Below are 10534 nucleotides of genomic sequence, written 5' to 3'. Positions count from 1 at the left end.
GGAGCACTCTCCATGTTTCGCTATTTCGAAAACCTCGTTGACCCTTTTGTTGCCTACAAGGAAACCGACACGCCGCCGACGCGGTTGTGGCCATTCATGCTGGATTACTCGCAACCTTTCATGCGGGTGTTCTTCTGGGCTGGTTTAATCTCTGTCGTTGTTGCGGCAGTTGAAGTTGGCCTGATTTACTACATGGGCCGGGTGGTTGACCTGCTGTCGGGCCCTCCGGCCGAGGTCTGGCAGAACCACGGCACCGAATTTATCCTGGTCGCGGCGTTTGTCCTGCTGCTGCGCCCGATACTGCATGTCGTGGATGTGCTGTTGTTAAACAACACGATCCTGCCGAACTTTGGCACCTTGATCCGCTGGCGTGCCCACAAACACGTTCTGCGCCAATCCGTTGGGTGGTTCGAAAATGACTTTGCCGGTCGGATTGCCAACCGGATCATGCAAACGCCGCCTGCCGCAGGCGAGGCTGTGTTTCAGGTGTTTGACGCCATCTCATTTTCGATTGCCTATCTGATTGGCGCTGCGATTCTGTTGATGGCGGCGGATCCACGGTTGCTGTTGCCACTGCTGATCTGGTTTGCGCTTTACGCCATTCTGGTGCGCTGGACGGTGAAAAGGGTCGGTCCGGCTTCGCAGGCTGCGTCCGATGCGCGCTCGGCCGTGACGGGTCGGGTGGTGGACAGCTATACCAACATCCATTCGGTCAAGATGTTCGCCCATAACGAACAAGAGTTGGACTATGCCCGCGAAGCCATTGAAGAAACGCGTCGTACCTTTCAGGTCGAAATGCGGATTTTCACCATAATGGATGCGGTTCTGGTCGCTCTGAACGGTTTGCTGATCGTCGGCGTTGTTGGTTGGGCCATTTCCCTGTGGATGCAAGGGAGTGCATCTGTGGGTGTCGTTGCGGCGGCGACTGCTTTGACCCTGCGACTGAACGCGATGACTGGATGGATCATGTGGGCGCTGACCAGCTTCTTCCGTCAGCTTGGTGTCGTGGCCGAAGGCATGCAGACCATTGCCCAGCCCGTTGACCTGTTGGATGTACCGAATGCCAAATCCTTGCAGCTGAGCAAGGGCCAGATCGACATCCGTGATCTGTCACACCATTACGGTCGCAAGACCGGCGGGCTGGATCACATCAATCTGACCCTCAATCCGGGCGAAAAGATCGGTCTAATCGGGCGGTCCGGTGCAGGAAAATCGACCCTAGTTAAGTTGCTTTTGCGGTTTTACGACGTTGAACAGGGCGCAATCCTGATTGACGATCAGGACATTTCCAGGGTCACGCAGGACAGTTTGCGCAGCCATATCGGTATGGTTCAGCAAGACAGTGCCCTGTTGCATCGGTCGGTGCGTGACAACATCCTCTATGGTCGCCCCGATGCCACCGAAGAACAGATGATCGCCGCCGCCAAACAGGCTGAGGCGCATGAGTTCATCCTTGATCTGCAAGACCCAGAAGGGCGCACGGGGTATGATGCGCATGTGGGCGAGCGGGGTGTGAAACTGTCCGGCGGTCAGCGACAGCGCGTGACGCTGGCGCGGGTGATCCTGAAGGACGCACCCATTTTGCTGTTGGACGAGGCGACATCCGCTCTAGATTCCGAGGTCGAAGCGTCAATTCAGGAAACTCTCTACGGTATGATGCAAGGAAAAACCGTGATCGCCATCGCCCACCGGCTGAGCACCATCGCGCAGATGGACCGTATTCTGGTCATGGATGGTGGTCGGATCGTTGAACAGGGCGGGCATTCGGAACTGCTGGCGCAAGGTGGGCTTTACGCCCAGTTCTGGGCACGGCAATCTGGGGGCTTCCTGAACCCGGAGGCCGCTGAATGAGGATTGCCGACCTCATAAACCCGTTCAAAAACATCGAAACGCCCCCGCCGCAAACGCTGGGGGCGTTCATTCGCTGGTGCCTGTCTGGCGCATGGCCAATGATCTTCGTCGCAGCGTTTTTCTCGGCTACTGCGGGTGCGATGGAGGCGGGCACTGCGTGGATGCTGGGCCTGGTCATTGACGCAGCAACCACAAGCGGACCCGAGAACTTTCTGACCGCCAACAACGTCTGGATGATCCTTGGGGTCGTTGCGTTTTTCATGCTACTGCGGCCAACCCTGTTCGGGCTTTCGTCGTTGACCAACAACTATATCGTCATGCCTAATATCACGCCGTTGGTTCTGGCCAAGCTGAACCGGTGGACGTTGGGCCAGTCGGTCACATATTTCGACGACGATTTTGCCGGGCGGATCGCGCAGAAGCAGATGCAAACATCCAACGCGATGGCGTCGGTGGTATCCGAGACGATCAGTGCGATCGTGTTTGCCTTGGCCTCGCTGGCGGGCTCATTGCTTTTGTTAGGGTCTATTCATCCGTTGGTTATGTTGCCATTTGCGGCTTGGCTGGTTGTGTATTTCCTGCTTGTCCGTTGGTATCTGCCGCGCATCCGTAAACGCTCAGCGGCGCGGGCAGGCGCTCGCGCGATGGTGTCCGGGCAAGTCGTCGACACGATCACCAATATCAAAACCGTTAAACTGTTCGCCCATTCGGAATTCGAAGATCATGCTGCGCGGAATTCCATGGTTGATCTGCGAGAAAAGATGTTGGCGTTCGGAAGCCTGTCGGCCAGTTTCCGCTTTATCTTGATGTTGTTGGCCGGGGTTCTGCCGGTTTTGCTGATAGGTGCAACGCTGTGGCTGTGGCAAGCGGGGTCTGCGACAGCCGGTGACATTGTGGCCGCGGGTGCCATTTCGATCCGCATTGCCCAGATGACTGGCTGGGTCAGTTTCACCCTCATGGGTCTATACGCCAATGTTGGCGAGATCGAGAACGGCATGAATACGCTGGCCAAGCGTGAACGGGTTGAGGATCAAACGGGCGCGGCGGAGTTGTCCGTGCCCGAAGGCCAGATCACCTTTGACCATGTCAGCTTTGCCTACGGTCGGGATGTTGGCGGTGTATCAGGCCTGAACATGACCGTGCACGCCGGCGAGAAACTGGGCATTGTCGGCGCTTCGGGGGCAGGGAAATCAACCTTGGTTTCGCTGCTGTTGCGCCTGTACGATGGTGAAAAGGGCACGATCTTGATAGATGGTCAGGACGTATCCGGAGTAACGCAGGACAGCTTGCGCCGTCAGATCGGCATGGTCACGCAGGAAACCGCAATGTTCAATCGGTCGGCGCGGGAGAATATTCTTTACGGCCGCCCTGACGCCTCGGAAGAGGAAATGATTGAGGCGGCCAAAAAGGCCGAGGCGCATGAATTCATCCTCAGCCTTCAGGATGCCCACGGCCGCATCGGCTATGACGCACATCTGGGCGAGCGCGGAGTGAAGCTTAGCGGTGGTCAGCGTCAGCGGATTGCTCTGGCGCGCGCCATTTTGAAGGATGCGCCTATATTGGTGCTGGATGAGGCAACCTCGGCACTGGATTCCGAGGTTGAGGCCTCGATCCAGACGGCTTTGCATCGGGTGATGCAAGGCAAGACGGTTCTGGCTATCGCGCACCGTCTGTCCACACTCAGCGAGATGGACCGGATTATTGTCCTGGACCAAGGGCGTATCGTGGAAACCGGCACACATGACGCGTTGTTGGACCAGGGCGGGCTATATGCCCGGTTCTGGCATCGTCAGTCAGGCGGGTTCATTCAGGCTGAAGCTGCGGAATAAGGGTTTTGTTGCCGGCCAAGCCCCGGTATCAGGCACCCCATGACGCAAACCTACACTATTACCCGCCTTGGTCATCAAGGCGACGGCATCGCTGATGGCCCCGTTTACGCTCCGCGCACCTTGCCGGGTGAGGTCGTCAGCGGCACGCTGCTGGATCAATTTCTGACAGATATCCGCGTCGAGACGCCCTCGGACCAGCGGATCAAGGCACCGTGTCGTCACTACAAGTCCTGTGGTGGATGCCAGTTGCAGCACGCGGCAGATGGATTCGTCGCAGATTGGAAAGTCGAAGTGGTGCGTACCGCGCTGGCTGCGCAAGGGTTGGAGGCGTTGATGCGCCCGATCCATACGTCGCCAGAACGGTCCCGCCGTCGCGCGACGATCGCGGTACGACGGACCAAAAAGGGCACTCTGGCCGGGTTCCATGGCCGTGCGTCAGACACGATCACTGAGATCCCGGATTGCCATTTGCTCGACCCGGCCCTAATCGCGGCCATTCCGGTGGCCGAAGCACTGGCGATTCTGGGTGGCAGCCGTAAAGGCGAGTTGGCGGTGACGCTAACCTTGTCCGAAGCCGGGCTTGATGTGGCGGTCAAAGGCGGCAAACCGCTGGACGGCCCGCTAGAGCTGGCTTTGGCACAAGCGACCGAGAAACACGGCCTTGCCCGGCTCAGCTGGGATGGTGAAGTAATTGCCATGCGCCAGCCACCCGTTCAGCGTTTTGGCCAGGCAAATGTTGTTCCGCCGCCCGGCGCGTTTCTACAGGCGACAAAGGACGGAGAACAGGCTCTATTAAAGGCGGTTTCCGAAGCTGTGGGTGGATCCAAACGCGTTGTGGATCTGTTTGCTGGCAGCGGCACATTCTCTTTGCCCCTGGCAGAGGGGGCCGAGGTTCACGCCGTCGAGGGCGAAGCAGAGATGACGCAAGCGCTGGATCAAGGATGGCGTAGGGCGCAGGGCCTCAAACGGATAACGACCGAAGCACGGGACCTGTTTCGGCGACCGCTGATGCCGGATGAGCTAAAGTCTTTTGATGCTGTGGTGATCGACCCGCCACGCGCCGGGGCCGAGGCGCAAGTGACCGAACTGGCGCAAGCCCTGCGCCCGGTGATTGCTTATGTGTCCTGCAACCCGGTGACCTTCGCCCGCGATGCGAAAATTCTTGTTAATGCGGGCTACACCCTTGAATGGGTACAGGTTGTTGACCAATTTCGATGGTCGTCACACACCGAACTTGCGGCACGGTTCACACTGAACCCTTAAGACTTACAGGAGACTACCCGAATGGGGATCACCCAACGCCTGCTGACCCTTATCGAAGCACCAGCTTTCGGGAAGTTCATTACCGGTGTCATCATCTTCAACGCCGTGCTGCTAGGGATGGAGACATCGCCCACCCTTATGGAAGCTGCAGGTCCATTGATCGTAACACTGGACAGCCTTTGCCTGACCATTTTCGTTGTTGAAATTGCGATTAAACTGCTGGCCACGGGGCGCAGGTTTTTCACCAACGGCTGGAATGTCTTTGATTTTGTGATTGTCGGCATCGCTCTTGTACCGGGTGGGTCCGGCCTTTCGGTGCTGCGGGCATTGCGGATTTTGCGGGTGCTGCGCGTTATCTCGGTCGCGCCACGCCTGCGCCGCGTGGTTGAGGGTTTTATTTCGGCCTTGCCCGGCATGGCCAGCGTGTTCCTTCTTATGGCGATCCTGTTTTACATCGGTGCGGTGATTTCAACCAAACTGTTCTCGCAGACTTTCCCGGACTGGTTCGGCGATCTGGGCCTTTCAGCCTATACGCTGTTCCAGATCATGACGCTGGAAAGCTGGTCCATGGGGATCGTGCGCCCGGTAATGGAGATCTATCCTTACGCCTGGCTGTTCTTTGTGCCGTTCATCATGGTGACCACTTTTGCGGTGGTAAACCTGCTGGTCGGTTTGATCGTAAATTCGATGCAGGATGCGCATCATGCCGAGGACGAAGTCAAAACCGATGCCTATCGTGACGAAGTGCTGGAGCGGCTTGAAAGCATCGAACGTCGCCTGACAGAGCAGCAAAACATCAAAAAGTGATTTCAGTTTTCACATTTTCTGGCATAATACAGAAAAAAAGAGCAGCAGGCAGTGAACATGGATCGTCGAGCATTTGGATTGGGTGCAATGGCAACGCTGAGCCTCTCAGCTTGTGCCTCGGCCAACCCCAGAATTCTAACTTACAACGGACCCGAAGTGACCTCTCTGGTCATCAACAAGGGCTCGCGGAAACTATATCTTCTGCACAATGATAAGATCCTGAAAGAATACAGGGTTGATCTTGGATTTGCGCCCAACGGCACCAAAGCAAAGCGCGGTGACGGGCGTACACCGGAAGGCAGCTACCTGATTGATCGGCACAATCCCAACAGCCGCTATCATTTGTCGCTGGGGATCTCGTACCCGAATTCTGAAGATGTTGCGAAAGCGAAGGCTATGGGTGTCGATCCGGGCGGCGATATCTTTATCCACGGACAACCGAACCGTCGCAAAGAGCGTAAGCGCGCCAAAAAGACGTCGGATTGGACTGCGGGTTGCATCGCTGTCAAGAATGACGAGATCGAAGAGATCTATTCAATGGTAAACCGGGGAACGCTGATTACTCTGCGTCCCTAATCGGTTTCCAGGGCTCAAATCCGAACTGCATATAGTCACGCTGGTAGGTCTGGGCGGCCAGCGTTTCCAGTTTGTCGTCATAAATCTCAGCCAGAGTGAACGGGGTATCCGGTTCACTGAGTTCGGGTAGGGGCGGTGTGCTGTGCCCCATCCGGCGCGCCAGATCGGGCAGGGCTGTCGTGACCTCATCCTCCCTCAGGATCAGGTCGGGCAATGCGAAGGGCGCCATCCCCTCAAGGGCATGCGACTGACTGCACCATGCCGCATCCACGCGTATGGCGGTCTGTTGGGCAAGGTTCTGACGCAGGAATGTCAGGAACGCCGAAAACGCCTCGTAATGCTGCTCAACCGGGTAATTGCCTTCGCGCAATTGCCCGGGGATCGGAATCTTTAGCCGGTTGCGCAGGACGTGTCGGATTTTCGGATAGGCGCCGGAACCTGTGTTGAGGATATGTCTGCAAAAGGCCCGATGCGCGCGCGCCATTGGGTGTTGCAGCACGGCGAACTTTCGATGCCCGGGATTGGATAAAAACCACTGACGTGTCTGCTTTCTGTTCTGATTGGTCAGCAATTGATCGACATCAACATGGTCCAGCGCGGCCATCCACCTTGTTATCGGGCTTTCCATTCCCCCGCGGATCGGCATGTACATCAGCGGCGTCTTTGGTGCGGCAACGTAATTCGCCACCAATGGACGTCGGCGTGGCTCAAAATTCGGAGTGCTGTGCAGGTTGAAGCTGTCGATTTGTGACAACGTCTGCTCCATCTCATCAGGGTTCGTCACCTTTGCCAGCGCCGGCTCGGGGTTTTGCGGTTTGAGTGTTTCGTCGATTGCCGACAGCCTGCCGGACACACCCAGCCAAGCGGCAAGACCATTCAACAAGTGCACCTGGTTCAGGTCTTCATAAGCAATGTAAAATGGGGTCTGGCCGCTTTGCTGCAAACGCTGCGACAGCATCAGGTGATATTCATGCTGCCGGTTCAGGTATTTCATGAACGCTTCGGCATCGAATTCGACCTGTGCTTCACGACGACGCTTAATGTTTTTCAGCTGCCACTGCTTGGTTTCGCGCGCAATCTTCAACGAGATGAAACTGTCCAGAGGGTTTCGGGTTAGAATGATCTTGGCGCAACGCGGATCGCCCAAAGCAGGCTCTAACACACGTGGATCATGTCCCTGAAAAAGGCGAAACCCGTTCAGTTCTCCTGGTGCCTGCCGGATTGCCTCAAGCAATGTAGAAGGGTCACGATCCCGCTCTTCCACCGAGATGCCCAGCAGAGTGTCGGATTTTAAGCGCCCGATGAAATGGGGATTGAACGCCTCGCCATAGCTGGTGACCCCTTCGATGGCGTTCAGGTTCGCCTCTAGCAAGTTGGAACCGGTCCGCATGGCTGCAAGAATGATAAAGTAGTCAAATTGGGGCGTCATTTATCTTTACTGCACCAGATAGGGTTTTCGATATGGCCGGACCCGGTCCGCAAAGCTGTCGTCCGGTGGGAAATCGCCCATGAGGTAAGGGTGCATGCCCTGGTTCTTCAGGTTTTGCAGGAACTGGCCAAACCCGGACAGATCCACCATTTTTGGCGCTTCGGTCAGGTGGCTGGTTTGGGTGGTTCCGGTATCCTCGACCGCGGTCTGTAAAGGCTCGACCGGAGATTCAACGAATTCTGCCAACGTCCACCTGCGAACCCGCGCCTTGGTCCAGACAGAAGAAAGGATTTCCAGTTGTTTGGTTTCGATCTGCTGCAGCCGGGCGGCCTCGGCGCGGATATCGGCAAAGTTCAGGTTTGACCTAAACAGCGGGATTGCCCAGGCCCCGGTTATGACGGAAATCAGCGCATTCTTGTCCCGAGCCAAGAGCCAGTTGATCTCTTGCGTGTCAGCGGGGCCGAACTGAAAACACTGTTTTTCGCCACGCGTGTTCCATATCAGGTTCGAAAGGAAAGCCGTTGGGTTGTAATCCCGCAGCTTTGCGCAATCGCTGAGGCCGCCGTTGACGATGGTTTCTCCGCCGGCGAATTCAGCGCGCTTCGGGTCAAACAGATGCCCGTGGACACGCGCGCCAGTGATGTTGCTCAACCAGGGTTCAAAATCTTCGAACACTTCGGAAAAGCCCTGAAAAACCGAATACGGAGAGGACGTCAGCCCGTTTTCGTTGCCGTGCCGTGGAAACCGGCTTTGCATGTACAACCCGTCACGCCCACGTGTGCGCCGTTCGACCGCTTTGGAAAACACCCGGTCAATTTTGCTTGGGTTGGGCTCTGTGGGTTTCATGGCGCCTGCCTGATCGGTCAGAAAAGCCTGATACAGTCGATCCGCGTTGGGCCAGGCTTTGCGGGCAACAAAACAATCGGACCTGCGCAGTAGCTGCAGGTGATCGTCATAGAAAATATGCGGACGACCCTGATAGTCGAACTTGGACAGTGTCAGAGACCGGCTTTCGATATGGGTGGAATACAGGCGCGCCAGCGTCTGGAAGTAACTTTCGTCAGGTATCCAGACGCGCCGAAAATACCGATCATAGGTCTCGCGCTTTGGATCCTGCAATATAGCCGACAGGGTTTGGCGGGTCAGACACCACCACTGGCTACCCATATGCGGTTCAAGCCCTTCGGGTATGTGGCGTCGAATGCGCAACGCGCGTTGCAGTTTCACATAGGCGTCAAACAGTTTGCGGTTCTTTCGCCACGAGAACGGAAATCTCAGGGTAAAGCGTTCCTGATCCAAGCCTCCGATGGTCCAGCTTACATCAGAGGTAGTGGCGCTTTCGATGAAATCCACGCGCGGCCTGTCCGAGAGGTAATTGACCAGTTCATCCACTGGCCGCAAAGGAAGACAGGATCCTGAAGTCAGGAAAACATGGCGGACATCGGGAAATGTTTCAAGCATCAGTGCGGCGGCAGACTGCGAGGCGGCAACGATGCCCCACCCCCCCCAGTTGCAGACATGACGGTCAGAAAACCGGATCAGCGGGTCATTCGCACAGGCGGCAACGAATTCCGCATAGACATTGTTTGGCACTTTGCGGTCCACATGGATCACCACCGGGCACCCCGAAGACGTCCAGTGGCGGGCCACTTGCCCGGCACGGTTCAGCGCGGTGTGAACCAGCATAATGATGCCCAGATTACTCATGCCCAGTTTCCTTTTGACATGAGGCCTAAAATCTCAAGTTGTCGCCAATTGATATAAGCTTCGGACTTGTCGCACCAGAACTCGGGCATGTCCGCCAAATGTTCGGCATAGGCGCGATATTCCCCAGAGCTGCGGTAATGCTGGCCGCGCTCCATCTCTTCCTGGGCCTTCTCGCCCAATGTGCTGATGAGTTTGGCGTGCAACAACGCGCCGCTTGCTTTTTCGCCACCCCATTCATCAAACACCTGGTTCAACCCGCGTGGCAGCAGCGCATGGGTCGAGCTGACATAGACATAGCGCTTGTCCCATTTCACCAACGGAATCTTGTTCAGCGCAGGCGCTTTTTTCGGCGTGTCCTTAAAGAACACGCGCGCGCGGGGTCCGCCTTGAATCCAGAGATTTCCGTAGGTCGGGTTCTTTGTGATAGTATAATTTCCTGCATCAAACCATTTGGCGATTTCGAACGGGTTTTGCCCCTCGGAATAGATGGCGTCTTCGACCGGCCCTTCGGGATACATGTCGATCAGCATTGCACTGAAGCTGCGCACGGCGCAGCCGTCCAGCCAGTCAGTCAGGGCGCGGATCGGCCGGGTATCGCAGAATGGATAGATGAAGAATTCGTCCGGGTCGACGGTCAGAACCCAGTGGCGGTGCGCATATTTGCGCAACAGATAGTTTGTCCAGTCCACCCCAAACGACGCACGCCTATAGCTTGCATCAGCGCGCCAGACCGACACATCGGGTTGACCCGCCAGATATTCCAGTGACCCGTCATTGCTGGCGTTATCAACGAACAGAAAATGGTTGATGCCCAGCTGCCGGTAGTAGGTCAGAAAATATGGCAGGCGAATTTTCTCATTCCGTATGACGCTGACTAGCAGGACGTCTTTCCGTGTTATCGAATTTGTATTTACGGAAACGGGAACAAGGTCGCGCCGCTTTCGAAGGCAACGCAATATACGGCGCTTGCGCCGCAATCTCATTCGGTATGAATCCAATAGGCCCACGCGACTGCCCAACCTTTGTTATTTACGCGAGCGTGCCCGGAGGCTGTACAAGCCAGAGTGGTACC

At 56.4% G+C, this 10534-nt stretch carries 8 protein-coding genes; 5 read left to right on the top strand and 3 right to left on the bottom strand.

What is annotated here, in order from left to right; all coding sequences use genetic code 11:
• Positions 1-12 precede the first annotated feature (12 nt).
• From AC2FJE_RS05805 to AC2FJE_RS05785, 5 genes are read left to right on the top strand one after another with little or no spacing between them, the layout of a single operon-like run.
• Positions 13-1851 carry an ABC transporter ATP-binding protein gene (locus AC2FJE_RS05805; RefSeq protein WP_496760753.1) on the top strand — a complete coding sequence of 613 codons (1839 nt, stop codon included), beginning with the start codon at positions 13-15 and terminating at the stop codon, positions 1849-1851.
• Positions 1848-3680 (top strand): ABC transporter ATP-binding protein, encoded by a 1833-nt coding sequence (locus AC2FJE_RS05800; protein WP_496755495.1) that lies wholly within the window; start codon positions 1848-1850, stop codon positions 3678-3680. Before AC2FJE_RS05805 ends, AC2FJE_RS05800 begins: the two co-directional genes overlap by 4 nt.
• A gap of 39 nt (positions 3681-3719) precedes the next feature.
• Positions 3720-4943: a class I SAM-dependent RNA methyltransferase gene (locus AC2FJE_RS05795; protein ID WP_496755494.1), complete on the top strand. Its 1224-nt coding sequence runs from the start codon at positions 3720-3722 to the stop codon at positions 4941-4943.
• Positions 4944-4964: 21 nt separating this feature from the next.
• A complete protein-coding gene (locus tag AC2FJE_RS05790; RefSeq protein ID WP_496755493.1) occupies positions 4965-5750 on the top strand; it encodes an ion transporter in 786 nt (261 codons plus the stop codon).
• Between the two features lie 57 nt (positions 5751-5807).
• Complete coding sequence (locus AC2FJE_RS05785) at positions 5808-6326, top strand: L,D-transpeptidase family protein (RefSeq protein ID WP_058275258.1); 519 nt, start codon at positions 5808-5810, stop codon at positions 6324-6326.
• Here the strand turns inward: AC2FJE_RS05785 and AC2FJE_RS05780 are convergent.
• Genes AC2FJE_RS05780 through AC2FJE_RS05770 form a run of 3 tightly spaced genes read right to left on the bottom strand, consistent with a single transcriptional unit; the run spans position 6310 to position 10445 of the window.
• Entirely contained in the window at positions 6310-7755 is a 1446-nt protein-coding gene (locus tag AC2FJE_RS05780) for a nodulation protein NodH (protein ID WP_496755492.1), read from the bottom strand. The genes AC2FJE_RS05785 and AC2FJE_RS05780 overlap by 17 nt on opposite strands.
• Before the next feature lie 6 nt (positions 7756-7761).
• Entirely contained in the window at positions 7762-9462 is a 1701-nt protein-coding gene (locus tag AC2FJE_RS05775; RefSeq protein WP_496755491.1) for a DUF5927 domain-containing protein, read from the bottom strand.
• Positions 9459-10445, bottom strand: a complete 987-nt coding sequence (locus AC2FJE_RS05770) for a glycosyltransferase family 2 protein (protein WP_496755490.1) — start codon at positions 10443-10445, stop codon at positions 9459-9461. The genes AC2FJE_RS05775 and AC2FJE_RS05770 overlap by 4 nt, the downstream gene beginning before the upstream one ends.
• Between the last annotated feature and the right edge of the window lie 89 nt (positions 10446-10534).

Source organism: Ruegeria sp. CDSC002 (assembly GCF_059610905.1).
This window is presented reverse-complemented; position numbering and strand designations above follow the sequence as displayed.